26 protein-coding genes are annotated in these 26,196 nt (G+C 62.7%); 9 read left to right on the top strand and 17 right to left on the bottom strand.

Annotated elements, in window-relative coordinates; all coding sequences use genetic code 11:
• Positions 1–87: 87 nt before the first annotated feature.
• Together CIT39_RS18415 and CIT39_RS18420 are read right to left on the bottom strand one after the other, a co-directional pair.
• On the bottom strand, positions 88–1,482 hold the full coding sequence (locus CIT39_RS18415) for a LysM peptidoglycan-binding domain-containing M23 family metallopeptidase (protein WP_094977800.1): 1,395 nt from the start codon (positions 1,480–1,482) through the stop codon (positions 88–90).
• Between the two features lie 109 nt (positions 1,483–1,591).
• Positions 1,592–2,242, bottom strand: a complete 651-nt coding sequence (locus CIT39_RS18420; RefSeq protein ID WP_094977799.1) for a protein-L-isoaspartate(D-aspartate) O-methyltransferase — start codon at positions 2,240–2,242, stop codon at positions 1,592–1,594.
• A gap of 227 nt (positions 2,243–2,469) precedes the next feature.
• On the opposite strand from CIT39_RS18420, the gene CIT39_RS18425 reads away from it, so the two are divergent.
• Positions 2,470–2,841 carry a response regulator gene (locus CIT39_RS18425; protein WP_094977798.1) on the top strand — a complete coding sequence of 124 codons (372 nt, stop codon included), beginning with the start codon at positions 2,470–2,472 and terminating at the stop codon, positions 2,839–2,841.
• Between the two features lie 3 nt (positions 2,842–2,844).
• Here CIT39_RS18425 and surE read toward each other — a convergent pair whose 3' ends face one another.
• The 12 genes from surE to CIT39_RS18485 form a co-directional block, all read right to left on the bottom strand.
• Complete coding sequence (surE, locus tag CIT39_RS18430; protein ID WP_162308566.1) at positions 2,845–3,612, bottom strand: 5'/3'-nucleotidase SurE; 768 nt, start codon at positions 3,610–3,612, stop codon at positions 2,845–2,847.
• Between the two features lie 95 nt (positions 3,613–3,707).
• Positions 3,708–4,070, bottom strand: coding sequence for a hypothetical protein (locus CIT39_RS18435; protein WP_094977796.1), 363 nt, complete (start codon positions 4,068–4,070; stop codon positions 3,708–3,710).
• Positions 4,071–4,146: 76 nt separating this feature from the next.
• Positions 4,147–5,478 (bottom strand): serine--tRNA ligase, encoded by a 1,332-nt coding sequence (gene serS, locus CIT39_RS18440; protein ID WP_094977795.1) that lies wholly within the window; start codon positions 5,476–5,478, stop codon positions 4,147–4,149.
• A gap of 136 nt (positions 5,479–5,614) precedes the next feature.
• On the bottom strand, positions 5,615–6,427 hold the full coding sequence (gene tatC, locus CIT39_RS18445; RefSeq protein WP_094977794.1) for a twin-arginine translocase subunit TatC: 813 nt from the start codon (positions 6,425–6,427) through the stop codon (positions 5,615–5,617).
• Positions 6,424–6,969, bottom strand: a complete 546-nt coding sequence (tatB, locus tag CIT39_RS18450; protein WP_094977793.1) for a Sec-independent protein translocase protein TatB — start codon at positions 6,967–6,969, stop codon at positions 6,424–6,426. The genes tatC and tatB overlap by 4 nt, the downstream gene beginning before the upstream one ends.
• A gap of 87 nt (positions 6,970–7,056) precedes the next feature.
• Positions 7,057–7,290, bottom strand: a complete 234-nt coding sequence (locus CIT39_RS18455) for a twin-arginine translocase TatA/TatE family subunit (protein ID WP_028145381.1) — start codon at positions 7,288–7,290, stop codon at positions 7,057–7,059.
• Positions 7,291–7,457: 167 nt separating this feature from the next.
• Positions 7,458–8,222, bottom strand: coding sequence for an SMC-Scp complex subunit ScpB (gene scpB / locus CIT39_RS18460; protein ID WP_162308567.1), 765 nt, complete (start codon positions 8,220–8,222; stop codon positions 7,458–7,460).
• A gap of 21 nt (positions 8,223–8,243) precedes the next feature.
• Positions 8,244–9,083, bottom strand: coding sequence for a segregation and condensation protein A (locus CIT39_RS18465; RefSeq protein WP_094977791.1), 840 nt, complete (start codon positions 9,081–9,083; stop codon positions 8,244–8,246).
• Positions 9,080–10,108 (bottom strand): beta-N-acetylhexosaminidase, encoded by a 1,029-nt coding sequence (gene nagZ, locus CIT39_RS18470; RefSeq protein ID WP_094977790.1) that lies wholly within the window; start codon positions 10,106–10,108, stop codon positions 9,080–9,082. Before nagZ ends, CIT39_RS18465 begins: the two co-directional genes overlap by 4 nt.
• 46 nt (positions 10,109–10,154) lie before the next feature.
• The gene (locus tag CIT39_RS18475; protein ID WP_094977877.1) at positions 10,155–11,696 is read right to left on the bottom strand and encodes an SPOR domain-containing protein; all 1,542 of its coding nucleotides are present in this window, start codon (positions 11,694–11,696) and stop codon (positions 10,155–10,157) included.
• Between the two features lie 141 nt (positions 11,697–11,837).
• The gene (gene argS / locus CIT39_RS18480; RefSeq protein WP_094977789.1) at positions 11,838–13,628 is read right to left on the bottom strand and encodes an arginine--tRNA ligase; all 1,791 of its coding nucleotides are present in this window, start codon (positions 13,626–13,628) and stop codon (positions 11,838–11,840) included.
• 9 nt (positions 13,629–13,637) lie between these two features.
• Complete coding sequence (locus CIT39_RS18485; RefSeq protein ID WP_162308568.1) at positions 13,638–14,834, bottom strand: deoxyguanosinetriphosphate triphosphohydrolase; 1,197 nt, start codon at positions 14,832–14,834, stop codon at positions 13,638–13,640.
• A 586-nt stretch (positions 14,835–15,420) separates the two neighbouring features.
• Between CIT39_RS18485 and CIT39_RS18490 the strand changes: the two genes are divergently transcribed.
• A complete protein-coding gene (locus CIT39_RS18490; RefSeq protein ID WP_094977787.1) occupies positions 15,421–15,621 on the top strand; it encodes a hypothetical protein in 201 nt (66 codons plus the stop codon).
• 49 nt (positions 15,622–15,670) lie between these two features.
• Here the strand turns inward: CIT39_RS18490 and CIT39_RS18495 are convergent, their stop codons facing one another.
• Positions 15,671–16,660: a restriction endonuclease gene (locus tag CIT39_RS18495; protein WP_162308569.1), complete on the bottom strand. Its 990-nt coding sequence runs from the start codon at positions 16,658–16,660 to the stop codon at positions 15,671–15,673.
• A 238-nt stretch (positions 16,661–16,898) separates the two neighbouring features.
• Here CIT39_RS18495 and CIT39_RS18500 point away from each other — a divergent pair, with 238 nt between their 5' ends.
• From CIT39_RS18500 to CIT39_RS18525, 6 genes are all read left to right on the top strand, one after another.
• Entirely contained in the window at positions 16,899–17,645 is a 747-nt protein-coding gene (locus CIT39_RS18500; RefSeq protein ID WP_148667325.1) for a hypothetical protein, read from the top strand.
• Positions 17,646–17,650: 5 nt separating this feature from the next.
• On the top strand, positions 17,651–18,421 hold the full coding sequence (locus tag CIT39_RS18505) for a hypothetical protein (protein WP_148667326.1): 771 nt from the start codon (positions 17,651–17,653) through the stop codon (positions 18,419–18,421).
• 24 nt (positions 18,422–18,445) lie between these two features.
• Complete coding sequence (locus tag CIT39_RS18510; protein ID WP_094977783.1) at positions 18,446–21,127, top strand: RAD55 family ATPase; 2,682 nt, start codon at positions 18,446–18,448, stop codon at positions 21,125–21,127.
• Positions 21,128–21,225: 98 nt separating this feature from the next.
• Positions 21,226–21,639 carry a very short patch repair endonuclease gene (locus CIT39_RS18515; RefSeq protein ID WP_094977782.1) on the top strand — a complete coding sequence of 138 codons (414 nt, stop codon included), beginning with the start codon at positions 21,226–21,228 and terminating at the stop codon, positions 21,637–21,639.
• A 28-nt stretch (positions 21,640–21,667) separates the two neighbouring features.
• Positions 21,668–22,774: a DNA cytosine methyltransferase gene (locus CIT39_RS18520; RefSeq protein WP_244607605.1), complete on the top strand. Its 1,107-nt coding sequence runs from the start codon at positions 21,668–21,670 to the stop codon at positions 22,772–22,774.
• A 510-nt stretch (positions 22,775–23,284) separates the two neighbouring features.
• Positions 23,285–24,253, top strand: coding sequence for a DNA N-6-adenine-methyltransferase (locus CIT39_RS18525; RefSeq protein WP_162308570.1), 969 nt, complete (start codon positions 23,285–23,287; stop codon positions 24,251–24,253).
• 249 nt (positions 24,254–24,502) lie between these two features.
• Here the strand turns inward: CIT39_RS18525 and CIT39_RS18530 are convergent, their stop codons facing one another.
• Positions 24,503–25,195 carry a recombinase family protein gene (locus CIT39_RS18530; protein ID WP_094977779.1) on the bottom strand — a complete coding sequence of 231 codons (693 nt, stop codon included), beginning with the start codon at positions 25,193–25,195 and terminating at the stop codon, positions 24,503–24,505.
• Between the two features lie 84 nt (positions 25,196–25,279).
• The gene (locus CIT39_RS18535) at positions 25,280–25,840 is read right to left on the bottom strand and encodes a terminase small subunit (protein WP_094977778.1); all 561 of its coding nucleotides are present in this window, start codon (positions 25,838–25,840) and stop codon (positions 25,280–25,282) included.
• 106 nt (positions 25,841–25,946) lie between these two features.
• Here CIT39_RS18535 and CIT39_RS18540 point away from each other — a divergent pair, with 106 nt between their 5' ends.
• The gene (locus tag CIT39_RS18540; RefSeq protein WP_155526028.1) at positions 25,947–26,084 is read left to right on the top strand and encodes a hypothetical protein; all 138 of its coding nucleotides are present in this window, start codon (positions 25,947–25,949) and stop codon (positions 26,082–26,084) included.
• Positions 26,085–26,196: the final 112 nt, after the last annotated feature.

The raw sequence follows: 26,196 nt of genomic DNA on the forward strand, positions 1-26,196 counted from the left end.
TATCGGCTCAATGACTGCTGTGTCGGAATGCTGGATCGCCCGGTCAAGCCGGGCGACGACAGCTTCAATGCGGAGGCTCTGTAAGCCTCACGCCCCGTTCAGGAATTGAAGCGGGTCAACCGGGGTCGATCCCTTGCGGATCTCGAAGTGGAGCTGCGGCGACGCCACCTCCCCGGATTGACCCGACTTGGCAATGACCTGACCGCGCTTGATGGTATCGCCGCGCTTCACCAACAGCTCACTCGCATGGGCATATGCGGTGACGTAGCCGTTGGAATGCCGAACCAGGACCAGATTGCCGTAACCCTTCAGCTCGTTGCCGGAGTAGGCAACGACGCCGTCTTCGGCTGCCTTGACCGGCGTCCCCTCGGGCACCGCGAGATTGATGCCGTCATTGGACTTACCGTTGGTCTTGGCGCCGTAGCTCGTGACCACCTTGCCGCGCACCGGCCAGCGGAAGGTCGGCAGCGCGCTGGTGGTCTCTGCTGCTTTCGCCGGCGCCTCGGCGGCGGGTTTCTCTTCGACATTCGCCGTGGCCTGAGCCAGGCGCGCGCTCTGCACCGGCGCGGCGGCAGCCGCCATCCTGGTGGCGGGCGCGGGAGCAGCCGCAACCGGCTGGAGCGTGCCGGCAACCGGTCCGGCTCCAACCGGAGCCGCAGCAACCGGCGGCGCCAGCACAGCGGTCCTGGCGCCGGGCACCGTCAGCTTGGTGCCGAGCTTTAGCTTGGCCGAGGGATCGAGGCCATTGGCACGGGCCAGCTCAACCGACGAGATGTGGTTCTTGCGGGCTATGCTGGCGAGCGTATCGCCGCGGTTGACGAAGTGCATGCTCGACGGCGCAGCAATGGCCGCAACTGGCTTGGCCGCAGGCGCCATCACGTGAGCCGCCGCGACGGGAGCCGGCGCAGGCGCAGCGGCCGTAGCCGGATGCGGGATGATCAGTTGCTGGCCGGGCGAGAGCGCGCGCGGCCCCTTGTAGCCGTTGGCCGCGAGGATCGCCTGCGGCGTGACGTGATAGCGCCTGGCGATCACATCGAGCGTGTCGCTGGTGCCGACGATGATCTTGGTGCCTCCGGCCGGCGGAGCCGCGGCAACGGAACGCGGCGGCACAGTAGCCGTGGTCTCGAGATGCGGCTGCGTCGGGGGCGCGTAGGAACTGACGCCGCGCCCGCCTCCGGACACGCCACCACCACCCGCAACGGGATAGGACTGCGGTGCGGTCACCGCCGGCGGCGGCAAGGGCTGCGACTGATAATAACCGGACTGCGTCTGCGGCCGCGAATATTGCGGCAGCTCGCGCTGCGGCGGCGGTGCCTGCTGCACCGAACCGGTCTGATCAGACGCGAAGGGGTTGGAGAAGTTCGACTGGGACAGCCGCGACGACATGTCGGCGCTGCACCCTGCGAAGCTGAAGGAGATCAGCGCCAGCACCGCGACCTGCGGTACGCGGCGCGAGTAAAGCAACTCGGCGACGACGGACATGGTTACTCACTCGTACGCAACTGAACTGGTCTTTTAAGTAAACACGCGCCGAGTAAATAACGGCTTAACCCTCCCAATAAGATGTTGGCAGCACAGCCGATCCGGAAATCTACAGCTCCCGCGCCACCCCGGGCAGCGCCGGCACGAAGCGGACATCGACGAGTTCCTTGCGCTCGATCCCGGCTTCGGTGCGGGTCAGGCGGATCAGCGTCTGCACGCCCTGATGCGGGCCGACCGGCGCGATCAGGATACCGCCGACCTCGAGCCGCTCGACCAGATTCTCAGGTATCTGCTCCACCGCGGCGGTGACGATGATGCGGTCGAATGGGCCGATATTGGGCGGCAGATCGAGACCGTCGCCGAGCATCACCTCGACATTGTGACATTCGAGCTTTTCGAGCCTGGCGCGTGCCGTGTCGGCAAGCTTGCGATAGCGCTCGACGGTCAGGACCTGGCCGGCGAGCCGCGACAGCACGGCGGCCTGATAGCCGGATCCTGTCCCGATCTCCAGCACGCGGTGCCGCTTCTGGAGCTGCAGCTGTTCGGTCATGTAGGCCACGACGAAGGGCTGGCTGATGGTCTGCCCGCAGGCGATCGGCAGCGCGCTGTCCCGATAAGCGCCGTCGCGATCGGCCTCGTCGACGAAAAGCTCGCGCGGCACCGCCTCCATGGTTCGCAGCACCGCCTGGTCGCTGATGCCCCGACGCCGCAGCGTGAGCTGAAACATCATCTTTTCCGGCGGATGCTGATCGGAGGTCATTGCCTGCTTGTGCCGTCTTGCCGGATCCGGTGGACATTCAACCCGGGCGCTAGAATCGTGTTCCTGCTCAGGAACCTATGATATCCTTCGCCTGGAGCATTTGACCACAAATTGGCTTGCCACGGGCGAGCCGCGATGACCATTTTCAGATATCCGTTCGTCAAAACGCGCATTGCGTCAATTCGTGTTATCTGCGAACGTTTTTGGCAATGGGCAAGGGACCAACTATGACCGCGACAGGGCTTTCAGGCCGCTCTGTATTCCTCGTCGAAGACGAGGTGATGATCAGGATGATGGTCGCGGATATGCTCGAAGAGCTCGGCTACAAGGTCGCAGCTGAGGCGGGCGACATCACTGAGGCCCTGCGGCTCGCCCAGGCGACCGAATTCGACATCGCCATTCTCGACGTCAACGTCAACGGCAAGGTGATCTCGCCGGTCGCCGACGTGATCAAGGCGAAGGGCTGTCCGTTCATCTTCGCCACCGGCTACGGCTCCTCCGGCCTGCCCGAGCAATATCGCGACCGGCCGGCGCTTCAGAAGCCGTTCCAGCTCGACGCGCTCGGCAAAACCATCGAAGCCGCACTTCGCGGCGGCTAGGCGCTATTTTAGCGTCGCGCTGAGCTCTTCCGAAAACGCTTCGTTGGTGCGGTCGAGCCTGAGCGGCGTGACCGAGACATAGCGCTCCCGCAGCGCCGCCAGATCGGTACCGTCCGCCGGCGTGTCCAGCATCGCAGAGCGCTCGAAGCCGATCCAGAAATAGGGATTGTTGCGGCCGTCTCTGCGCTCGTCGATCCGCAAGAAGCCGAGATTGCGCTTGCCCTGGCGCGTGACGCGGATGCCGAGCACGTCCTCCGGCGCGCAGGAGGGGAAGTTGACGTTGATGACGGTGTCCTTCGGAATGCCGGCGGCGATCACCTTGCGCAGGATGTCGGGCCCGAATTTGCGCGCGGTGTCCCACGGCGGGTGCTCGCGGGTCTCGACGCTGAACTCCTGCGACAGCGCGAACGAGGGCAACCCCAGGATGGTGCCCTCCAGCGCGCCGGCGATGGTGCCGGAATAGACCACGTCCTCGGCGACGTTGCGGCCCTTGTTGACCCCGGACAGCACGACGTCGGGTAGCTTGGCGCCGAGGATATGGCGCGCCCCCATGATCACGCAGTCGGTCGGCGTGCCGCGCACGGCGAAGTGCCGCGGCCCGACTTCGCGCAGGCGCAAGGGATCGTTCAGCGACAGCGAATGCGAGACGCCGGACTGGTCGAGCTCGGGCGCCACCACCCAGACGTCGTCGGACAGCGCGCGCGCGATCTCCTCGACCACCTTGAGGCCGGGGGCGTGAATGCCGTCGTCATTGGTGCAGAGAATGCGCATGCGAAGTGCCGATTCCAAAAAGCGGGGTCTGAGCCGTCTTATCCGGCTCCGGCCGATCAGGCAAACCGGCCGATCAGGGAGCCGGCCTGAACCCGTTAGCGGCGGATGCGCCATTGCGGCAGGAAGCGCGCCAGCCGGCCCTCCACGCGCAGCTCCATCGCCCGCACCGCCGGACTGACGATCGGCGCCTCGATCACGCCGAGCGCCTCCAATTCCGCAACGAGCGCGTCCGGCTCTGGCGTTTGCGGAAAGCGCTCGCGGGCCACCGTCAGCGCGCTGTCGAAGTCGGCAGCGTTCACACCGGGCTTGGCCCGCCGGCTCTGCACGAAATCCTCGTCCCAGAGCCGCGTGACCTCGATGTCGAGCACGCCGCGCAGGCGCTGATCGACGGCCTGGATTCCGCCCCCCGTCACCGCCCATTGTCGGCCGACCCAGAAGATGTCGCGATGCAAGGCCATGAACGGTCGGTTCGCATTGACGGATGGCCGGCAGGATAGCCGGCCCTCCGCTCCGCGCAACCGATCGTTTCCAGCGTTAGTCCCGCCCGATCACTTTCACGCCGCCCATATAGGGCTGAAGTACGTCGGGGACCGCGATCGAGCCGTCCTCCTGCTGATAGGTCTCCATCACGGCGATCAGCGCGCGGCCGAGCGCAGTGCCCGAACCGTTCAGCGTGTGGACGAAACGCGGCTTGCCGTCGGGACCGCGCGAGCGCGCATCCATGCGGCGCGCCTGGAAGTCGCCGCAGACCGAGCAGCTCGAGATCTCGCGGAATGCCCCGCCCTCGCCCTGGCCCGGCATCCAGACCTCGATGTCATAGGTTTTTTGCGACGAGAAACCCATGTCCCCTGCGCACAGCGTCATCACGCGATAATGCAGGTCGAGCCGCCGCAGCACTTCCTCGGCACAGGCGAGCATGCGTTCGTGCTCGTCCCTGCTGCTCTCCGGCGTCGTGATCGAGACCAGCTCGACCTTGGTGAACTGGTGCTGGCGGATCATGCCGCGCGTGTCGCGCCCGGCCGCGCCCGCCTCGGCACGGAAGCACGGCGTCAGCGCGGTGAGCCGCATCGGCAGCTGCTTTTCGTCGAGGATTGATTCGCGCGCGAGGTTGGTGAGCGATACTTCCGCGGTCGGGATGAGGCCAAGGCGCTCTGTCTTCAGCCGCTCCTGGTCGGGCGACGCAAGGAGTTCGCCCTTGATCGCCCAGAACTGATCGTCCTCGAATTTCGGCAATTGTCCGGTGCCGAACATGATCTCGTTGCGAACCAGCAGCGGCGGATTGATCTCGGTATAGCCGTGCTCGTCGACGTGCAGATTCAGCATGAACTGGCCGAGCGCGCGCTCGAGGCGCGCCAGGCCCTTCTTCAGCACGACGAAGCGCGCTCCCGACAGTTTTGCCGCCGCCTCGAAATCCATGTCGCCGAGCGCGGTGCCGAGATCGTCATGCAGCTTCGGCGCGAAGCTGTAGTTGCGCTTGTTGCCGAACACATGGCGCTGCACGTTGCCGTGCTCGTCGACGCCGTCGGGCACGTCGCCGAACGGAATGTTCGGGATGGCGGACAGCTCTTTTGCCAGCTCATCGTCGGCGGCTTTCGCGGCGGCCTCGAGCTGCGGCATCGTGGTCTTGAGCTCGGCAACTTCGGCCATCAGCTTGGCCGCGCGCGCCTCGTCCTTCGCTTTCTTCGCGTCGCCGATTTCCTTGGAGGCCGCATTGCGCCGCGCCTGCGCCTGCTCGGACGCCAGGATCGCCGCACGCCGCGTCTCGTCGATCGCGAGCAGCGCGGTCGACAACGGCTTCAGGCCTCGCCGCGCGAGACCGGCGTCGAAGGCTTGCGGATTGTCGCGGATCGATTTGATGTCGTGCATGGCTGTCTTCCCGTCATGGCCGGGTTTATCCCGGCCATCCACGTCCTTGCCGCCTTAGATCAAGCCGTGGATGCCCGGGTCAAGCCCGGGCATGACGAATCATGGGCTGAGCGGCGCAATGATAGAGCGAAAGGCCCTACTCCGCCGGATTGGCCGGCGTGGACACGTCGGTGCCGGTCGTCGCCTGCGTCGCCGCCAACTTCTTCTCTACCATCGCGACCGCGATGATCGAGCCTTCGTAGAGCAACAGCAAGGGGATCGCGAGCGAGCACTGGCTGAGCACGTCCGGCGGCGTCAGCACGGCGGCGATGACGAAGGCGATGACGATGAAATAGCGCCGCTTCTCGCGCAGCATCTTCGCCGAGACGATGCCGATGCGGCCGAGCAGAGTCAGGATCACCGGGAGCTGGAAGGCGATACCGAAGGCGAAGATCAGCGACATCATCAGCGACAGATATTCGCCGACCTTGGGCAAGAGCTGGATCTGTGCGGTCTCGTCACTGCCGGCCTGCTGCATGCCGAGCGAGAAGCGGACCAGCATCGGCAGCACGACGAAATAGACCAGGGCGGAGCCCAGCACGAAGAAGAAGGGAGTCGCGACCAGATACGGCAGGAAGGCCTGCTTCTCGTGCTTGTACAGACCCGGCGCCACGAATCCGTAGATCTGCGTCGCAATGACCGGGAACGAGATGAAGCCGGCGCCGAACAGCGCGAGCTTGAGCTGGGTGATAAAATATTCCAGCAGCGCCGTGTAGATGAACTTGGAATTCTCGGGACCCGCGACCCACACGAACGGCCAGACCAGCACGTTGTAGATCTGCTTGGCGAAGAAGAAGCAGAAGATGAATGCAATGCCGAAGCCGAGCAGCGCCTTGATCAGCCGCGAGCGCAGCTCGATCAGATGGTCCATCAGCGGGGCTTTGCTGGCCTCGATATCGGCGTCGCTCATGACGCTTTGGCGTCCTTGATCGCTTCGGATGGCGCGGTGTCCTGCGCGACTGCTGCCTGCTCGACCTCTCGGGTGATCACGAGCGGCTCGTTCGCGGCTGCGTGTGCCTCGGCTTCCATGAAGGTCGCAGGCGTCGGCGCTTCCGGTGTCGTCGGAGTGACCGGCGCTTCACTTGAAGTCGCCGGCGCTTCAATTGAAGTCGCCGGCGGCTCGATAGCTGCAGTCGCAGGCGTCTCGGCCGGCTTGTCCAGCGCATCGACGCGCAGCGCGTCGCTGACGTCCTTCTGGAGCGAGGTCAGCGGATTGTTGCTGGTGAAGCCGGTCGCGGCTTCCTTGACCTCGTCAAAGCTCTTCTTGAGGTCGGCCATTTCGGCCTCGCGCATCGCTTCCTGGAACTGGCCCTGGAATTCGGCGGCCATCTTGCGCGCCTTGCCCATCCACTGCCCGACCATGCGCAGCACGCCCGGCAGCTCTTTCGGGCCGATGGCGACCAAGGCGACGACCCCGATCAGGACCAGTTCACTCCACCCGATGTCGAACATGAGGTCTTCCGTTCACGCGAAGCCGCAGCCGGCCAAATCCCTTGCGCGCAGGATCGGGCCGCACCCGCGTCTCGCGTGCTTTCCGGCTCAGACGGCCTTGCTGCCGACGTCGGACCGCGCCGCGGTCGGCGCATTGTTGTGCTCGATGGACTTCGCCGGCTCGGGCTTCTCGGCGGGCTTGTCATCGTCCTGCATGCCCTTCTTGAACGCCTTGATGCCCTGCGCCACGTCGCCCATCAGATCCGAAATCTTGCCGCGGCCGAACAGAAGCAGGACCACTGCGATCACCAGGATCCAGTGCCAAATGCTGAGTGAACCCATCCTGCAACCCTCCAAACGCGCATGGCCGGGGACCCGGCCGATCTTCTCCGAAACCTAGGCTCGGCAGGTGTCAAAAACAAGGACCTAGGCAGTGCCAATTCGCTGTTGGCACTACGTAATCTTGCTAGTGTTAACCGGTCGCAGGGGGCCGGTAAAACGCCGGGGCCTCACTCTTCGGTGCCGCCTTCGCCGCCACCCTCATGGCCGCCTTCCGGCGCTTCTTCCGGGGTCTCGGGCTCGACCGCGGGCGCCAGCGCCAGATCGAGGTCCTCGCCCGGTTCCAGGGGATCCTCGTCTTCACGCAGCTGCGGGTCGTCCGACGGCGTCGGTACGCTGAATCCGGTCGGCAGGCGCGAATCCAGCAGGCCCGTGCCCTTCAGCTCCTCGAGGCCCGGCAGATCGCCGAGCTGTTCCAGGGTGAACTGCGACAGGAAGTCCTCGGTGGTTCCGAAGGTCAGCGGACGGCCGGGCGTCTTGCGCCGGCCGCGCGGCTTGATCCAGCCGGTCTCCAGCAGCACGTCGAGCGTGCCCTTCGAGGTGACGACGCCGCGGATCTCCTCGATCTCGGCGCGCGTCACAGGCTGGTGATAGGCAATGATCGCCAGCACTTCGATCGCCGCGCGCGACAGGCGGCGGGTCTCGGTGCTCTCCCGCGTCATCAGCCAGGCGAGATCGCCGGCTGTGCGGAAGGTCCATTTGTTGGCGACGCGAACGAGATTCACCCCGCGCAACGAATAGTCCGCCTGCAATTGCTCGAGCGCGGCCTTGACGTCGACGCCCTCGGGCATGCGCTTGGCCAGCGTCGCGGTGTCCAGCGGTTCACTCGAAGCAAACAGCAGCGCTTCCAGCAGCCGCAATTCCTCGGGACGCGCCTGGGTTTCGTTCTCCATCGGCTCGGCCTCTTCTACCCGCACTTCAGCCAGGCTTGCCATGGTAGCTTCTCCTTCTTGCACTTAAGCGACCGGCGCATCAGGCGCAGGAGCTGCGTCCGGCACCGGCTTGGGGCGCCCCTTCCGGAAATAGATCGGCGCAAACGCCTCTTTCTGGTTCAGCTCCAGCTGACCTTCGCGAACCAGCTCCAGCGCAGCGGCGAAGCTCGAGGCGAACACCGTCGCGCGCTGGGTGGGATCGGCGACGTGCCGGACCAGGAAGTCGTCGAGCACGCCCCAATCGTCCTGCTCGCTGATGCTGCCGACCAGCCGCTCCAGCGTGGCGCGCGCCTCGGCGAGCGACCACACCGTGCGCTTGGCCAGATGCACGCTCGCCAGCACGCGCGACTGGCGCTGGGAGGCATAGGCGGTGAGCAGATCGTACAGCGTCGCGGTGTATTTCGGATGCTTGATCTCGGCGATCTGCTCGGGCTCGCCGCGCGGGAAGATGTCGCGCAGCAATTGCTGCCTGTGCATCAACCGGTTGGCGGCCTCGCGAATGGCCTCCAGCCGGCGCAGGCGATTGGCGAGCGCGGTGGCCATCTGCTCGGCGCTCGGACCTTCCGCGCTCGGCGGCTCCGGCAGCAGCAAGCGCGACTTCAGGAAGGCGAGCCAGGCCGCCATGACGAGATAGTCGGCGGCAAGCTCGAGCCGGATCTTTCGCGCGGCTTCGATGAAGTGGAGATATTGGTCGGCCAGCGCCAGGATCGAAATCTTGGCGAGGTCGACCTTCTGGTTCCGAGCCAGCGCGAGCAACAGGTCGAGCGGGCCCTCATAGCCCTCGACGTCCACCACCAACGCCGGTTCATCCTCGGCGAGCTCTGCAGGCCGGCCGGTCTCAAACGATAAGATTTCTGCAGTCATGCCGATGCCGTGTTTGCCCGTGCGATCAATGCGTCCAGCTCCATCCGTGCGGCGACGCGGTCGAGCGGCTGCGGAGCCTTGCGCGCGGCGAGCGCGGCGTTCGCCCGCTCCAGCGCCCGGCCCGACAACTCAGGTGTCTGGCCGGCAACCTCGCGCATCTCTTCGATGTTGCCGTTGCAATGCAGCGCCATGTCGCAGCCGGCCGCGAAGATGGCGCGGGTCCGCTCGGCGATATTCCCCGACAGCGCGTTCATCGACACGTCATCACTCATTAACAAACCCTGGAACCCGATTACGCCGCGAATCACGTCAGCAATCATTGTCGCAGATGTCGTCGCCGGTTGGGCGGGGTCGACGGCGCTAAACACAACATGTGCAGTCATGGCCATCGGCAGGTCCGAAAGCGGCTCGAACGCGGCGAAGTCGGTCCGTTCCAGCTCGGCCCTCGGCGTGTCGACCGTCGGCAGCTTGAAATGGGTGTCGGCAGTGGCCCGCCCATGGCCGGGGATGTGCTTGAGCACCGGCAACACGCCGCCCTGCTCCAGACCCTCGGTGACCGCGCGGGCAATTGCAGCGACCTTGCCGGGCTCGGTGCCATAGGCCCGGTTCCCGATGACAGCGTCGGCGCCCACGACCGGCACGTCGGCCAGCGGCAGGCAATCCACCGTGATGCCGAGATCGGCCAGATCGGCTGCGATCAGGCGGGCCGACAGGCGCGCCGCGGTGAGCCCAAGGGCCGAATCAGTGTCGTACAGGGTCGAGAAGACGGCGCCCGGCGGATAGACCGGCCAGTGCGGCGGACCCAGGCGCTGCACCCGTCCGCCCTCCTGATCGATCAGGACAGGCGCGTCGGCGGCACCCGCCGCCGTCCGCAATTCCGCAACCAGTGCAGCAACTTGAGCTGGCGTTGCGACATTGCGTTTGAAGAGGATGAAGCCCCATGGGCGCTGGTCGCGGATAAACTCCCGCTCGACGGCGGTCAGTTCCGTTCCGGATACACCGGTAATGAAGGCCCGCGTGCTCATAACGGCCGATTAACCCTGACCCGCGAGGGGGTCAAGGAAACGGCCGTTAATTCCTCTGGACGAAGCAGGCGGACAGGCCTGCGGACTTCAGGCTGTTGCAGGCGTGCGTCGCCTCCTCGGCCGAAGCATAGGGCCCAGCAAAGGCGCGGTAGACGACGCCCTTGCCCTTGTCGGTGAGGTCGACGCGCTTGATCACCGGCGAACGGGAACCGAGCACGCTGCCATACTTGCCCTGAAGCACCCGGTACGACGCGGCGGCGCTATCCTCGCTCTGCTGCGAAGAGACCTGCACGATGTAGCCGCCGCCGCTGCTGGCCGGTGCGATCTGGGTCGGGGTGGTAGCAGCCATCCGCTGCGGCGGCTCGGCCGCAGGTGCGGATTGCGGGGCCAGCGACATCGGCTGATTGGCGCTGGCATTGGCCGAGGTCGGCGGATTGCGCAACGCGGCCGGTGCATTTGGCGCGGCAACAGACCTTGGCGCAGCCGTGGGCCTGGCAGCAGCAGCCGATTGCGGCGTGGCGCTATCGGTCTGATCGCCCTTCACGGCGACAGTCCTGATCGGGCGCGGCGAATTGTTCGGCAGCGTGCCGTTGCTCGCGCCCGGCGGAGGTAGGGCGGACGGTGACACGCTCGCCACCGACGGCGGATTCGCGTTCTGGTTCAGCGGCGGGAACACCACGCGGGGACCGCCTGCCTTGGCGTTGACGTCGACCGGCGCCTCTTCGCGCGGCACGATCTTCTCGGAGCCGTCCCCGATCGCCATGCGATCCGGCACCTTTGACGAGGAATCGGACGGCGCCGGCACGATCTTGGTCGGAGTGTTGTCGGCCCTGATGATCGGCGGCTCGCCACTGCGGGGCGAGCCGACATAGGTCTTGTAGGCGAAGGCAGCGCCCGTGCCGACCACGGCCAGCGCCAGGATCGCCGCGATCGTCATCATGCCGCCGCGCTGCTTCTTGGGCTCATCGAGCTCGGCCTCCGGATAGTCGCTCTGATACGCGTAGGGATCGTCCGGATAGGCCGGCTCGCGCTGATAATCCTGCTCGCCTGCCTCCAGCCGGCCGTAGAGCGCATCGTCGTAACGCGCCGGATCGGGCTGCTGATACGGCTCCTGATAGGCCTGTTGCTGGTAAGCTTGATCCTGCTGCGGGTAAGCCTGCCCCGGATAGGCGTGATCCTGATAGGCCTGCGGCTGATGAACATCAGGCTCGAGCGGAGCGGGTTGGGCCGAATAGCGATGCAGCGGATGAACCGGATTGACGGCTACCTGATAGTCGGGCTCCGGGGCCGGCGGCTGCACATTGGCGCGGCGCATCCATGAGGGCGGCCCGGGCGGCGACGGCACGGTCGGCTCGGCGTAGTCCTGCTGATAGTCGTCTTGCCGATAGTCGTCGTCCTGATAGCCCTGTGCGGGCGCAGCGGCTGCCGGCGGATGAGCGCCAGGCCGCGATTGCGCAGCAAATGGATCGGTCTGTCCGATCAGGCGGGCGAGCTCGGCCAAGGGATCGCCTTCCGCCTTGCCATGCTGGCTGCCACCGCGACCATAGTCATCGGAGGGAAACGGTCTGTCCTGATATCGTTCGGCCATCGTGATGATGCGTCCCTTCGGGAAAGCCGCGCGCCCCTCGACCAAGGCACGGCCTTCGACCCACAAGGCTTTCAACCAAGTCTAAGCGATCCGGCTTCTGCCGGTTACCCCCGATATTCCCCTTAGGTAGTTCGCCCCAAACTACCGCATCTCGTTCGGAGCATGGACGCCGAGGATGGCGAGGCCCGATGCCAGAACCGAGACGACGCCCTGGACCATGGCCAGCCGCGCCTTCGTAAGCTCTGCATCATTATTGATAATGAAGCGTAAATAGGGCAAATCGCGCCCCTTCGTCCAAAGTGCATGAAATTCGCTGGCTAAATCATAGAGATAAAAGGCAATTCGGTGCGGCTCGTGGGCGCTTGCGGCGGCTTCCAGCATGCGCGGAAATATTGCGAGCCGCTTGAGCAGGTCGAGCTCGACGGGGTCGGACAGCCGTTCCACCGCCGACTCAGCGAGCCAGGCGATCCGCTCGCCGGCATCCTCGGGGAGTTCCGGGAACACCTCCGTCCGCGCGTTGCGGAAGATCGAGTGGCCGCGGGCATGGCCGTACTGAACGTAGAACACCGGGTTGTCGCGCGACTGTTCCATGACCTTGGCGAGGTCGAAATCGAGCACCGCATCGTTCTTGCGGTACAGCATCATGAAGCGGACGGCGTCCTGGCCGACCTCATCCACCACCTCACGCAAGGTGACGAAGTCCCCGCTCCGCTTGGACATTTTCACCGGCTCGCCATTGCGCAGCAGCTTCACGAGCTGGACGATCTTGACGTCGAGCGCGCCCTTGCCCGACGTCGTCGCCTTCACCGCCGCCTGCATGCGCTTGATGTAGCCGCCATGGTCGGCGCCCCAGACGTCGATCATCTCGGCGAAGCCACGGTCGAACTTGTTCTTGTGGTAGGCGATGTCAGAGGCGAAGTAGGTGTAGGAATTGTCCGACTTGATCAGCGGACGATCGACGTCGTCGCCGTAGGCGGTGGCCTTGAACAGCAACTGCTCGCGGTCTTCCCAGTCCTCGACCGGCGCGCCCTTCGGCGGCGGCAGACGGCCCTCGTAGATGTCGCCCTTGGCCTTCAGGAAATCGATGGTCTCGGCAACCTTGTTGTTGCCGGTCTCGATCAGCGAGCGCTCGGAGAAGAACACGTCGTGGCGGATGTTGAGGGCGGCGAGGTCGTCCTTGATCTCGTCCATCATCATCGCGATCGCCTTGGCGCGCACCGTGGGCAGCCACTCGGCTTCGTTCTTGGCGAGGAGCTTGTCGCCATGCTCCTTCGCGAGCGCCTGTCCGACCGGCTTCAGATAGTCGCCGGGATAGAGCCCTTCCGGGATCGCGCCGATGTCCTCGCCGAGCGCCTCGCGATAGCGCAGGAACGCGGAGCGCGCGAGCACGTCGACCTGCGCGCCGGCGTCGTTGATGTAGTATTCGCGCGTGACGTCGTGGCCTGCGAATTGGAGCAGGCTCGCAAGCGCGTCGCCGAACACTGCGCCGCGGCAATGGCCGACATGCATCGGTCCGGTCGGATTGGCCGACACGTATTCGACATTGACCTTGGAGCCGCCGCGGACGCGGCCGTAGTCGGCGGCCTCGCGCAGCACGGTCCGCAGCGCCTCGGCCCAGGCGGCGGGCTTCAAGGTCAGATTGATGAAGCCGGGACCGGCGACGTCGACCTTGGCGATCAGGGCATCAGCGCGCAGCCGCTCGGCGATCTGCTCGGCGAGATCGCGCGGCTTTGCCTTGGCCTCTTTTGCCAGCACCATGGCGGCGTTGGTCGCCATGTCGCCATGGGAGGGATCGCGCGGCGGCTCGACCACCACGCGCGAGACATCGATGCCCTCGGGCCAGTTGGCTTCCACGGCCAGCGTACGGCAGGCGGCGTGCACGCGCGCAAGCACGTCGGCGAACAAATGCGGTGCTGAGGATGTGTCGGGCATGGCCGCCGCCTAACGCAAATCCGGGGTCGAGTCAAAAAGCCGCTGGTGCTCGGTCAGGGCGAAACGGTCGGTCATTCCGGCAATGAAATTACCGATCCGGCGGGCCCGGTCGCCCTCGTTGTCAGCCTCCGCCCCCAGCAGCCATTCCGACGGCAGCTCGCCGGGGGATTTCAGGTATTTCGCGAACAGGTCGAACAGGATCTGCTCCGCCTCCCCCATCACCCGCATCACCCGCTTGTGACGGTACATGTGCTGGTAGAGGAAGCTCTTGATGGCGGCCTCCTCCTCGGCGACCTCGGCCGGAAACGCGATCAGGGCCCGGCTCTGCTGGCGGACGTCCTGGGCCGACTGCGGCTTCACCGCAGCGAGGTTCCTCTCGGCCTCCGCGAACACTGCACCGATCAGGTGCGAGATCAGTTCACGCACCAATTCGGCGCCGCGCCGGAGGTCTTCGAGATCGGGATAGTGCGCTGAAGTCTCGGCAATGATTTCAGCCGTGAGCGGCATCACCCTGAGATCGTCGAGATCGAACAGGCCGGCGCGCAGACCGTCGTCGATATCGTGGGCGTCATAGGCGATGTCGTCGGCGATGGCTGCGACCTGCGCCTCAAGCGAGGCGAAGCTCCACAATTCGAGGTCGTAGGTCTTGATGTAGTCGGCAATGCCGACGGGAATGCCGTGCTCGCGATAGCGCCCGACCGGCGCGCCACTGCGGTCGGTCAGCGGACCGTTATGCTTGACGATGCCTTCGAGCGACTCCCAGGTCAGGTTGAGGCCGTCGAATTCAGGATAGCGGTGCTCGAGCGAGGCGACGACGCGGAGCGTCTGGGCGTTGTGGTCGAAGCCGCCAAAGTCCTTCAGGCAGGCGTCCAGCGCCCGCTCGCCGGCATGGCCGAACGGGGGATGACCGAGATCGTGGGCCAACGCCAGGGTTTCGGTGAGGTCCTCGTCCAGCCCGAGCTGCCGGGCCAGAGCACGGGCGATCTGGGCCACCTCCAGCGAATGGGTCAGCCGGGTCCGGTAATGATCGCCCTCGTGGAACACGAACACCTGGGTCTTGTACTTCAGGCGGCGAAACGCGGTGGAATGGATCACCCGGTCGCAATCCCGCCGGAACGGGCTGCGGGTTCGGCTCGGCGGCTCCGCAACCAGCCGGCCGCGGCTGTGGTCGGGATCGCAGGCATAGGGCGCGTGGGGGGCAGCCATTCCGACGGACACGACGAATTTAGTCCCTATCCATTTGTTAAAGCACAACCGTTGTTTCTCAATAACTTCCCATAAGGCACTTCCCAATTTCGTTCTATAGCTGTCCAGGTTGCGGTCCGGATTACCGAGATTCAAACAACAAGTGATCGGGATGGGGCGGTCTCTTAATCTGGATTGTCCACATCCACGACCGGCAGTGGCTCGGCAATGTTCCGACCCACCGGGGATCGATAATTTGACTCCGCGCATTCGGCGCCATTCTTGGCGGGATGCCTCGCCCGATCCGACGTACCACCCCCACCCATCCCGATGGCCGCCCAGCCAAGATCATCTTCGCCGAAGTGCGGAATACGAGCCGTCAGGACGCGTTGATCTATTGCGCCGACCGAATGCCTCGCCGTCGCGCCGAGCCGGACGACCTGCGGCTAGTGGTTTGACCTTTACAAGGTTGGCGGCCCCATCCGCAAAGCCCGATCAGCGCCAAAGACGTTATTGCCCCGCATTCGCGGCTCCGAACCCTTTGCGTCTTCGGGCCAGCGACCCCACATAGAGGCCTGCTTGTTGTTCAATTATATAGCGAGGATTTATGCAGACAGGATTTGAAGGCGAACTTGATGCCATTGCGGACGCCGCGCGAGCGATGCGCTTCGCGTGGGAGCATGGTCAGGACAAGGAGACGATCGCGAAGGTCGCTCACATGCTGGCGACACGACAGAACAGTCCGTTGGCACAAGCAACAGGCGCTGCAATCGTTACGTTTCTCAAGCAAAAGAACATCATCACGTGAGACGGGCGGGGACCGCCCGCTTGGCGATCCCCCCGACACGGTCTGGAGTTCAAAGGACTACTCCCTTAGCAGGGGTCCGCATAGCCGCGAGCCATCGCAAGACTTGGTCGTGGTTCGCAACAGTGACCGGGTATGCCCGAGCCTCGACAACTCTCGCGGCTCCCGGACTAATATCATTCGTGGTGACTATTAGCCCGGCATCTGCCTTCTCAGCATAGAGGTCCGCCCATAGTGCCTTCACGACGACCTTGCCTATCTTGCGCTTCTCCCTCTTACATTGAACGATCAGAACCGGTGGCGCTTCAGGCTTGGCGCCGACGTTCCACGCTCGCACGTCCACGCTGCCGTCGTTACGGCCGGGCCCTAGTTCAACTTCGTAGCCGCTCCGAGCAAGCCATTCCGCTGTCAGCCCCTCGAACTGGCGCCAGTTGATCTCCTGTAGAAGCTCCGGTCGTTTCGACAGGTAATTTACGAACCGCTGGTCGAAGAAGCCGGATTCCGAGATCGGAAGGCACTCACTCTCGAATAATGATGTTAGGGCGACCGGATCCTCGACGCGCTGCTCACGGGTAAAGAACGGCGAGTGGGCCAAATGGACCGACATGGCCCCCAAGAGGTCCTCCATAATGCCAGTCCGACGCCACGCGATGACGCTTTCGATGTCGGAATCGAGCGCGTCCCGATCAAGCCTGCCGGTCCAATTGCGTCGCTGCAGATGATAGTTAGCGACGGCTTCGACTTCTAGAATCTCCGTGATTTCTACGCGCGACCTCCAGTCTGGTCCGAGCCTCTTGATGAGCCGCTGCCCTAGGGTCGGCATGCCTGGTTGGTCTGCCGCCCCAAGGGCATGCAATAGATCCCCGACCAGCTCCGCATAATCGTCGCTTTCAATGCGCAGCACGTCGTCATTCTCGGTTAGCGCCGTCCGATAGGGGTGATCCTCGCGGAGATGCTCAAGGAGTTGCTGCCTACTAAGCGCGAGACCCGACCGTTCTCCGGCGTCCTCGCTCAGTGAGGTAACAAAAGACGACGCCAGCATTGTTATGTGTCCCATGACGCACCGATATAGCGGATCAGGATACCGAAACGGCAGTGCCTGCGCGCGAGCTGGCGCCGACGAGGCAATGACCGCTGCAGAATGTACCCCCACAGCCCTTGGAAACCGGGGAATGGGCTGCTATTCTTGGTTGTACTTTTCGATAATATTTTTCGAGATTGACCCACCGATCGGTCATCCTCTCGCCTAAAGCCTCGCCTCGCGGAACCCGAGACCACCAATGACGATGCCGCCCAGACCAGCTTGCCTGAGCGCGATCGCGTTCGCCAACATTGCTGCCTGCACTGCAGTGGATAACAAGACCACCACCAAATATATCCAATACCTGTCAGGTGCGGGCACCGATCTCAATCAAGCCGAGCGTCTTCACAACGTCTTCCGCCAGCGAAAGAAATTTAGGGGCCAAGCCGCGACATTAACGGCGACCGAAGGCCTGGGCAACTTGGCCCCGCTCGACGACCTGAAGAAGTATTCGTATGCATTTTTCAATCGCCCAGGCGGCAAGCGCGGGATGACCTACGTCGAATTTCGGGAGATGGTGGAAGACTGGGTCGAATATCACGAAAATCAGGCGACCGGCCGGCCCTTTACCTCGAAGCAGAACGCCGCAGCATTGGATATAGAAGGTCGGACCGTTGTCGTCAGAGATAGCGAGATGATCTGGCTATTCAGAAACCCGAATCGCGCGAATTATGCCTTCAGCGGCATACTGGACGGCTTCCTCCGTGCTCGGCTCGGGCTTCTTCCACAAGGCGTCCGCGTCGCCTTAAGCTTTAAGGCGGCATCGTTACGAAAGACGCATCACCCTACCTATTTTGATGCGACGTGGGACTATCTTGACTTATGGGACGCGAGCGGGAGAACTCGCCCTATCGCGTCGGCGGCAGGTGGGCGGCCAGGACTTGAGGAGGTCGTCACCTCTCCTCCGACATTCCGGGACATCAATGGCCCTGTTAGGAAGGCTTGATCGAAGTGGACAAGCGAAAGAAGAGAGGACGATCCGAGACCGGGGCAAAAAACGCTGGCCCAAATCTGGCCACCCGTCTGGAGCGGACGATCAAGGACGAGAATCCGCAGAAGCTGATCGAATTAATGCAGGAAGCCCGGTCCCTCGAACGAAGGTCGGAATTCGCTGAGGCCGTGAAGGCCGTTATCACGGGCGTCCCGTTGAACGAGTACGAGTGGCACAATCTCGAATACTTCGTCATCGAGGCCGACCTGACCGATGGCGGCGTGCGCGACTGTCTTGAAAGAGTTCAGGCTCGGTCCGAACTTAAGCTCGACGCCCGCATCTCGGTGTATTCGATGCTACAACGCTGCGGCTCTGCACGCCTACTGGCACTCGTATCCTCCGACGCAGATCTCAGGGCGGAGAATCCTGCAATTTGGATGGATCTAGTTGCCGCAAGCACGCCGGAAACTACTGCTGCGCTGCGGGAAGCCAGGCAGACACTACTAGACCAGATCACCACCGGGAATCTCGGCGGGTGGTATTTGTTAGAGCGGATGCGTCTGATAGCCAAGCTCGCGATAGGAGCAGAAGATGACTGGCTGTCTCGACTGCTCGACCTGCTGTCTCGCGAAGAGGCTGATGCCGTAGAAGCAATGATTGACCGCCTATTCTCCTCCGGGGCAACTCGTGTTGGTGTTCCGCAGTCGTCTCTTGATAGAGCTCGCGGATTCTTCGCCGACACTAATCCGGCAAATGCGCAATTCGACAAGATGGACCGTGCAGTTGCATAGGCAAGAGGGAAAGTATCATTCCGCATGGTGACCGCCACCAAGCCCAGACTCTCGACCTACCAGGAGATCGTGCCGTATCTCGTACGGTCCATCAGGATGGCGACCGGTGAGTTTCTTGCGGCCCGAAAGGCGGGAGTGGACACTGCGAGAGCCCATCGGATGATTAACAGGCATTTCGCCTGGCTTGCGGTTTCGTTCGCTGTGGGAAAAAACCGCCACCTCTACGACGGTTCGACGGATGGGTCCGCAGCCATCGCGCCGCTTCGGTCTCAGCCGCTTCGCAACAAAAACACACTTCCCGAGGCGCTTCGCGGACTTCTGGAGGCAAAGTCTGCTATCGCGGAGGATACGATCGTCTACGACGGTGAGGGAAAGCCAATCTTCGTGGTGCCTCACGAGCCGACCCGTATCTCGATGTTGATTGTAAATGCTCTGGACGAATGCGGACGATTCGACAGACAGGAGACAGTTGGAAAACATCGTCGGTCGAGCGAACCCGAGGAAGCCGCATTCGCGTGGCAAGATACCGATGATCAATCGGGCTCTAAGAGGACGAGGCCCGCCTATCTCAAGTCTCCATTGGCTCTGGCGTTGGAATTCCTGACAGTACCGGACACGCCGGGATCTTACGCGTACGCGCTGGTCACACTCCGCAATTACATTTTTGATACTACGGGTGCCTATCCCGAATCCCAGTATTCCCAAACGTCCCGGAAGAAGTCGGGCCGCCGCAACTTCCGCGTCCAAGATATAGAGAAGGCCTTTTCCACCATCATCACTTTCACGCGGCCGCGGTTCGAGTCTTTAGGTCGCGATCCCCTATCTCGTGTGGCGAGGAGCAGGCCAGGGACCGTGCTGCGAGAGTTTTTTGCTTTGAAGGAGTATTTCTGGCTGCGCTTTGCCGACGAGGACGCGAGACGAGCCTATTGTTCGTCTCTCCACGGCGAGGGCTCATTTGAGTTCGTAAGATCGCCCCACCTCGATCGACTTCCCGACATCGGCGAGATTGTCAACGAACTCTGGGGCATTCCGCTTCCAATCCGCGGAGCCGACACAGTGTTCCGTGGAGCGCTCAAGTTTTCCAGTGAGGGCGGACTCGTGATGGCGCTTCATGGCGGTCCGGGTTCGGGAAAGACCACGTTGTCGCTTGCTTTTGGGGCATATCTTGCGGCATTCGGAATCAAGACGTTGTTCATTAGCGCGGAGGAGCATGAAGGCGATTTGAAGATGCGCGCGAGTAGCATCTCGCCGGAAGCCTACCGACGCTTGTCTTTCTTCCCTCGAAGTCCCGACGACTGGTTGGTGATCGAGTCTGTGTCCGCGCATGCCTTGGCCGATGGCGGCAGTCTGCGCGAGCTCTTGCGTGACATGGGCAGCAACTCGAAGCAACGACAACGGATCGAAACCGCCTCAGGCGCGCGACTTCCTTGCAATCGGATAATTGTGCTGGACGGAATTCACGAGCTTTTGTCAGAAAAGCGGTCCATTGAGGAACTTCGGCGATTCATCACTGAGTGCCGGCTGCTCGATGCGTTAGTCATCCTTACGACTGGTGCGGAGTGGGCCGGGGATAGCCGCATCGACTATCTCGTCGACATCGCCATCAATATCTCAAACTTTGCGACCAACGAATACAGCCGGAAGCCTGATCGCCGTTTTCAGATCACAAAGGCGCGCTTCCAACTTTGTGCTACCGGCACACACGGATTCCAAGTTGCGGGCGAAAAAGGCGTGCGATTCTCGCCTCAGATCAATTATCAATTAGATCGTCGCGCGATCTGGAAACCCAGATTGCCGGATTTCTCTACCGTCAAGGTTGTCACGCGGTTGGAGACTTCATCGGATGAGACGCGATCGCTAACGTCGAAGTCCGTTAACATCCCCATCGGCTCAAACATCTTCATAAACGGACTTGGCTCGGGAGGCAAAGCTGCGCTGGCGCTGAAGCTCGCGATGGCTCCGGCCTTCAGAGGATCGGCGATGGAGTTCTCCCTGGGCAAGCAATTCGATCCGCTTAACTTCAAGAGCAAAAAAAACTTATGCCCATTCGCGGAGAAAATTCTGGTCATCTCCTTCCTGTATGGCCGCGAATATTACGACGAGCTATTCGAAAAACTGAAGTCTTTACGTCAGAAGGAAATGCCACAGGGATCCGATGAGATTCCGCCTTACCTCGATGTCATCCACCTGTACCCGGGCTACCTAAAGCCTAACGACCTATTCAATCGCATCGAGTGGCGGCTGCAGGCAGCTGAGCTCGGGGGCGTGCCGTTTAGCTCGGTGATCATTGAGGGTATTCACAATGTATTTTTGCAATTCCCTGAATTGCAACTCTATCCCTTGTTTTGGCCTCAACTTTTCTCGAGCTTGCGCACTCGGCCCCTGACTACCATTACCACCCACACCAACTTGGAACTCTCATTCGCCGACCACCTCCTTGGCGGTAGTCGCGGATCAGCAATCGCAGCGGACGCAGCACACGCTGTCTACAACATAGACGACGAGCGTTCGGAGCCGCTGCGTCATGCTCTGGTCCAGCAGACCGACTTCAGCTTCGAGGTCACCCCACGCGGATCGAGCCGCAACATTTTTGACGTGCGTGTAAAGTCGGCGATCGGACAATCGATCCCGCAAAATGCGATGCAATGGAGCCGGGACGCGCTCTATTTCGTGGCGCGCGACCTTCTGGATGCCACTCAAACCTGAAGCAGGGCGCTTTGAATATCGTGGAAACAGTCGGCGGAGCAATTGCGGCTCACAAGTCCATCGCGCAGATTCGGTCGCGGGAAGGTGGAGGCAGGTCCATGGACACGCTCACGGCAGAAGAACGAAGCGCGCGGATGGCGTTGATTAAAAGCAAAGGTACCGCGCCCGAGGTCGCGGTTAGACGGATGGCGCGCGCACTCGGCGCGAGATACCGCGGCAACCGTAAAGACTTGCCGGGAAATCCCGACTTGGCGTTTGGCGACCAGAAGCGTGCCGTCTTTGTGCACGGATGCTTTTGGCACCGTCACGATTGTCAGGCAGGGCGTCGCCTGCCAAAGTCGCACGTGGAGCTCTGGACAGAAAAATTCGAGCGAAACGTCGCACGAGATCGCCAGGTCCGGCGCGCGCTCGCGAAGCGCGGCTGGAGGTCGCTGATAATCTGGGAATGCGAACTCTCCAACCCCGAGCGCGCGTCAAGGCGCTTAGAGAGATTCCTTGATGCGCGGAATTGAGGTCTTCGCAGGGTGCGGCGGCTTGGGAATGGGCCTCGCGCGTGCGGGAGTGAAGCACGAACTTGTCGTTGAGCGCGACAATGAAACGATTGCCACGCTACTCGAGAACAAGCGGCGCGGCGTCGAATATATGAGGGATTGGACAATCGAGGGCTGCGACACGCGCGATATAGACTTCACGCGTTATCAAGGGCTTGACCTCGTAGCCGGCGGCCCTCCTTGCCAGCCATTTTCTGTCGGCGGTCGTCACCTTGGTCGCAAGGACCCACGCAACATGTGGCCTGAGGCAATCCGGGCGGTGCGTGAGGTGTGTCCGAGGGCGTTTGTGTTCGAAAACGTGAGGGGATTGTTGCGGCCGTCATTCTCGACCTATCTGGAATATCTGACGCGTCAACTCGGTAGTCCGCACGTGGTCCGGAAGCCCGGAGAATCATGGTGCACCCATTCGGCTCGACTGCGACGGCACGTCGAACAAGGAGGGCGACCGGAGTACCGAGTCATAGTGCGTGGCGTCAATGCCGCAGATCTCGGAGCTCCACAAAAGCGTCATCGCGCCCTCATCATAGGAGTCGAGGCGAACGCGGGCGAATTATGGGACGCGGCCATTCCGACACATTCGCTCGAAGCGCTCGCATGGTCCAAGCACGTCGCCTTCGACTATTGGATCAGACACGCGACTCGCAGAATCCGCTTACCTTCTTCAACGGCTGAGGCCCGCGCTGTCGAGAAAATCCGGCTGAGCAGCATCGTCCCGCAGCGAAAACCTTGGGTCACTACTCGTGATGCCTTGTCCGGCTTACCGCCAGCGGCCGCCGAGTGGGATCCGTCCGGCCATTGGCAGCACCTTGGAGCGCGCGCCTACGAGAAGCACACGGGAAGCGTCTGGGACGAGCCGGCCAAAGCGCTGAAGGCCGGCAATCACGGCGTGCCGGGTGGCGAAAACATGATTGCGCTGGGAAAAGGCCGCGTCAGGTACTTCACGATTCGAGAGATGGCGAGACTTCAGGGCCTGCCAGATGAGTTTATAGTTAGTGGTTCGTGGAAGGCAGCGACTCGGCAACTTGGAAACGCGGTGCCAACAGCGGTTGGTGCGCGTGTGGGCAACGAGCTCAAGGCGATTTTGGCAGGGGGCTAGCTGTGAAGGCCGTCTATACGCGCACCGATCGCGGGCACCGGGGGGCCGTGAGGCCGAGCAAACCAACGACGGGCAAGACTCCATCACAATCTGGCTAGGCCGGCGTCGATCAGACAGATGGCCATGCCATTACTGTGACGGGGTGATGTGCTCGCCCGCTCACATGAACTTGTCGGCGCAGAACTCGGCGGCCGGCCTCATGAACCAACGTTTTCAAGCCAGCTTGAGTGTTTCGTAACGATCCGTATTCAGGATCTCGCCAAACTGCTCGATTAACCTGACGAAACGATAGGCCTGACGTAGTCGGCTTGTCGAGAGCCAGCGTCTAACTTCGCGGTTCCTAAGTCCAAGATGCGGGCTGTCCGATCGCGCTGTCGTGGTGCAATATCGCGGCGGCCTTCTGGCAATCTGCCCATGCAGGCAGCCCCGAGTGTTCTAGCCCCCATCTTATGGTTGTCCTCATCCGACCTAAGTATCCCGAGAGCAGCCGAACCCGACGATCTGCCATCGTTGCTTTCCCGCGCCGGCAGGCGCCTGCTTGAGGCTCGCACCTCCGCCGAGGTTGTCGAAGCTAAGAAGCTGGCAGAGATCGCGCTGCACCTCGCGAAAGTGACGAACGCGGCTCGCGAAACCCATGCTGACTGCCTTCGCATCATCACCCGCGCCGAGATCAGGATGGCGGATGAGATCGATGCAGGACAAGAGCGCGGCGAGATCGCCACCGCTGATCGGCACCTGGCCAGTGTCCGGAGCCCGGACACTGCGCCGCTCACCCTTAATGAGATCAATGTCAGTCGTCAGCGCCTGTCGGAATGGCGAGAGACGCGCGATGCAGGCGAAGTTGTCGTCAATGACGCGATCAAGGAAGCGCTTGCAGCAGGCCGTGCACCAACTAAGGCCGACATCCGGCGCAAGGTTCGCGGAACGCAAGGGACCGGCGAAACAGAGTGGTACACGCCAGCTCACATCATTCATTTGGCCAGATCGGCACTGGAGGTGATCGATCTAGACCCCGCCTCCTGCGCGAGGGCGCAGATCGCGGTCAAAGCGAACGCCTTCTTCACGAAGGCTGACAATGGCCTTACCCGACCATGGCATGGAAACGTCTGGCTCAACCCTCCCTACGCGCAACCCTACATCGAGCAGTTCGCCGACAAGATGGTCGCCGAGCTGCGAGCGGGCCGCGTTAAGGCAGCGATCATGTTGACGCACAATTATACCGACACTGCGTGGTTTCAGAAGTTGATTCCGATTGCGAGCGCCATTTGCTTCACGCGCGGTCGCATACGATTTCAAGCTCCGGACGGCAGACTGGCATCGCCAACACAGGGCCAAGCGCTCTTCTACTTCGGCAATCGGGCCGAGCGGTTTGCGGAGGTGTTTTCGGAGCTGGGTGCGGTCATGCCCCACAGCCGATCTGCCGCAGAATTGGCAAACCACAGCGCAGAACATGCGGCACCGGAAAGCTGTCAGAGTTGATAGGAAACCGCGCTAGTACGCCGTCTCCATCGACCAGCGTCGATCGTGGGAGATCGGCCTCGCGGCGCGATCTGGTGCGGTGTTCGGGGTGACACCGAGGCGCGCTCCGCAGTTTCTGAAAAAAATTTTAGGTGGGGCCCTCTGCAAAAACCCGCGCGGAGGCAGAGCGGGCTTGGAGATGGATTTCGAGGCCAGCCCCGAGCAGTTCACCCCCACCGGGGGAGTACGGCTCCCCTTGGGGGAAGGCCATCACGCCAGCATGGACTTCACCGACGACGGCGAGAACGTCGCGCCGCGTTCGTTACGATGGCCGAGCTTGTCAAGTTCGGCCGCGATGTCTCGAAGCGATAGACCTTGGCCTTGCAGGCGCGTCGCCGCCTCGACCATCTCGGCGACCTTCGCGTCCTCCTTGCTTCTCTCGGCCCAGCTCTTGCGACCCTCGACTTTGCCGCCCGTCTTGCGCCGCTTGCGCTCGCGCGCGCCTCGAAGCTTGGCAACCGTCATAGCCTTATCGAATTGGGCAACTGCGCCGAGGATTTGCCTGATCAGCACAGCCGTGGGCGTGTCATCGACAAACTGATCAGGCGAGTCGGCGGCGATCAGGGTGATGCCATCGGCTTGTAGACGTTTCCACCCCGTCTCCTGCACAATCAGATCGCGGGCAAAGCGATTGGCGGTCTCGACGATTATCGTGCGAACGCCATTGCTTGCGATCCGTTCGAGGGCCGCCATGAAGCCCGGCCGCACGTCGATCATGTCGCTGCCAGCCACGGCCGGATCGTCAAACCAGGCAACGATCTTGTAACCGGCGCGGTTGGCGTGGGCTTGGATCGCCTTGCGCTGGCGCACCACGCTGTCCTTGTCGTCGCCGATGTTCGCGGCCGAACTAGTTCTTGTGTAACCGATTGCGGGCTTCCGTTGGCGTTTCCCTTGATCCGACATGGCCTTACCCCGGATTTGTACAAATATCTTGAGAATACTGTACAGCAGGGAGAGCGAGAAGCAAACGAAACCGGTATTTTCCCCTCAGTTCTGGCGCTGTGCCCGTCGCCGCTCGATCATCGTCGACCACTCCACCGACCTGGGCTCGACGACTCGGGCTCCCGCCGCAGCTCTCGCCAAGATCAGCTCTCGCAGCTCATCGAGCTGTGCCAGCGTCGCTTGCGGAGATTGCTCTTCGAGCAAGAGGTCTACGACCTCCTCGCCCGTCTTGCAGGTGCCAAATTCGCCAGGCGCGCCGACTTCAATCCGATCCGTGAGCATCCCGCAAAGCTTGGCCGCGAGCGCGAGGCTCTGCACGACGACGGAATGCTGTTTCGCCTGCCGGGCATCGGCGATCGTCGTCTGAAGCTCGCCGAGGAGCGACTGCACTGTCACCCGCGCTTTCCGCTCCTGAGGAGCTGCAAGCTCGGCGAGCCGGGCCTGCACCTCAACATTCTTCAACAGACGCGATGCGGCGCTCTCCGCAACGTGGCCCTCGGCGCCGTAGACACGGCGATAGGCTTCAGCGGCGTTCCAGCCGTGCTTGCTGCCTTCGAGGAGCAAGTGGATGAAGCGTTCGTGCTTCAAGTTCTTGAGCGGTGCCATGCCGCCAACCTATGCCCGCCCCTATGCTTCGCCAAGCCCGTTACGCCGTTACGGATCGGAATAGATTCAGAGGCTCGGCAATGGTGGTGGTGATGATGTTCTTCAAATGAAGAACGTCGCGCGCGCAGCTAAAGACTCCGTAGAAGCCGCGAGTCTTGGACCCTCATCGGCACTTTGCCGTGATGCCGCCGAAGGCGGATACGTCACGGCGCTGATGTTCTCGGTGCCCTGCATCGCGGTGTGACGTCCGCCCTCTCCGCGCCCTGATGGGCGACGGGCCACAACACGCCGCTGTACCTGCTTCTTGCTGGTAAGCCGCGCTCAAGACGACGCAACCGTGCTGGCCTGACGCGCCT

The organism is Bradyrhizobium symbiodeficiens (assembly GCF_002266465.3).
Lineage (GTDB): Bacteria > Pseudomonadota > Alphaproteobacteria > Rhizobiales > Xanthobacteraceae > Bradyrhizobium > Bradyrhizobium symbiodeficiens.

What these genes read in the sequence shown, in the direction of transcription:
- CIT39_RS18515 (WP_094977782.1), top strand. Translation starts at nt 21,226, where the DNA reads ATGGACACGCTCACGGCAGAAGAACGAAGCGCGCGGATGGCGTTGATT.
- argS (WP_094977789.1), bottom strand. Translation starts at nt 13,628, where the DNA reads ATGCCCGACACATCCTCAGCACCGCATTTGTTCGCCGACGTGCTTGCG.
- CIT39_RS18500 (WP_148667325.1), top strand. Translation starts at nt 16,899, where the DNA reads ATGACGATGCCGCCCAGACCAGCTTGCCTGAGCGCGATCGCGTTCGCC.
- CIT39_RS18490 (WP_094977787.1), top strand. Translation starts at nt 15,421, where the DNA reads ATGCAGACAGGATTTGAAGGCGAACTTGATGCCATTGCGGACGCCGCG.
- scpB (WP_162308567.1), bottom strand. Translation starts at nt 8,222, where the DNA reads ATGGCAAGCCTGGCTGAAGTGCGGGTAGAAGAGGCCGAGCCGATGGAG.
- CIT39_RS18425 (WP_094977798.1), top strand. Translation starts at nt 2,470, where the DNA reads ATGACCGCGACAGGGCTTTCAGGCCGCTCTGTATTCCTCGTCGAAGAC.
- CIT39_RS18485 (WP_162308568.1), bottom strand. Translation starts at nt 14,834, where the DNA reads ATGGCTGCCCCCCACGCGCCCTATGCCTGCGATCCCGACCACAGCCGC.
- tatB (WP_094977793.1), bottom strand. Translation starts at nt 6,969, where the DNA reads ATGTTCGACATCGGGTGGAGTGAACTGGTCCTGATCGGGGTCGTCGCC.
- CIT39_RS18495 (WP_162308569.1), bottom strand. Translation starts at nt 16,660, where the DNA reads ATGCTGGCGTCGTCTTTTGTTACCTCACTGAGCGAGGACGCCGGAGAA.
- CIT39_RS18435 (WP_094977796.1), bottom strand. Translation starts at nt 4,070, where the DNA reads ATGGCCTTGCATCGCGACATCTTCTGGGTCGGCCGACAATGGGCGGTG.
- surE (WP_162308566.1), bottom strand. Translation starts at nt 3,612, where the DNA reads ATGCGCATTCTCTGCACCAATGACGACGGCATTCACGCCCCCGGCCTC.
- CIT39_RS18465 (WP_094977791.1), bottom strand. Translation starts at nt 9,083, where the DNA reads ATGACTGCAGAAATCTTATCGTTTGAGACCGGCCGGCCTGCAGAGCTC.
- CIT39_RS18415 (WP_094977800.1), bottom strand. Translation starts at nt 1,482, where the DNA reads ATGTCCGTCGTCGCCGAGTTGCTTTACTCGCGCCGCGTACCGCAGGTC.
- CIT39_RS18530 (WP_094977779.1), bottom strand. Translation starts at nt 25,195, where the DNA reads ATGTCGGATCAAGGGAAACGCCAACGGAAGCCCGCAATCGGTTACACA.
- nagZ (WP_094977790.1), bottom strand. Translation starts at nt 10,108, where the DNA reads ATGAGCACGCGGGCCTTCATTACCGGTGTATCCGGAACGGAACTGACC.
- tatC (WP_094977794.1), bottom strand. Translation starts at nt 6,427, where the DNA reads ATGAGCGACGCCGATATCGAGGCCAGCAAAGCCCCGCTGATGGACCAT.
- CIT39_RS18475 (WP_094977877.1), bottom strand. Translation starts at nt 11,696, where the DNA reads ATGGCCGAACGATATCAGGACAGACCGTTTCCCTCCGATGACTATGGT.
- CIT39_RS18420 (WP_094977799.1), bottom strand. Translation starts at nt 2,242, where the DNA reads ATGACCTCCGATCAGCATCCGCCGGAAAAGATGATGTTTCAGCTCACG.
- CIT39_RS18540 (WP_155526028.1), top strand. Translation starts at nt 25,947, where the DNA reads ATGAAGAACGTCGCGCGCGCAGCTAAAGACTCCGTAGAAGCCGCGAGT.
- CIT39_RS18510 (WP_094977783.1), top strand. Translation starts at nt 18,446, where the DNA reads ATGGTGACCGCCACCAAGCCCAGACTCTCGACCTACCAGGAGATCGTG.
- CIT39_RS18535 (WP_094977778.1), bottom strand. Translation starts at nt 25,840, where the DNA reads ATGGCACCGCTCAAGAACTTGAAGCACGAACGCTTCATCCACTTGCTC.
- CIT39_RS18520 (WP_244607605.1), top strand. Translation starts at nt 21,668, where the DNA reads ATGGGCCTCGCGCGTGCGGGAGTGAAGCACGAACTTGTCGTTGAGCGC.
- serS (WP_094977795.1), bottom strand. Translation starts at nt 5,478, where the DNA reads ATGCACGACATCAAATCGATCCGCGACAATCCGCAAGCCTTCGACGCC.
- CIT39_RS18455 (WP_028145381.1), bottom strand. Translation starts at nt 7,290, where the DNA reads ATGGGTTCACTCAGCATTTGGCACTGGATCCTGGTGATCGCAGTGGTC.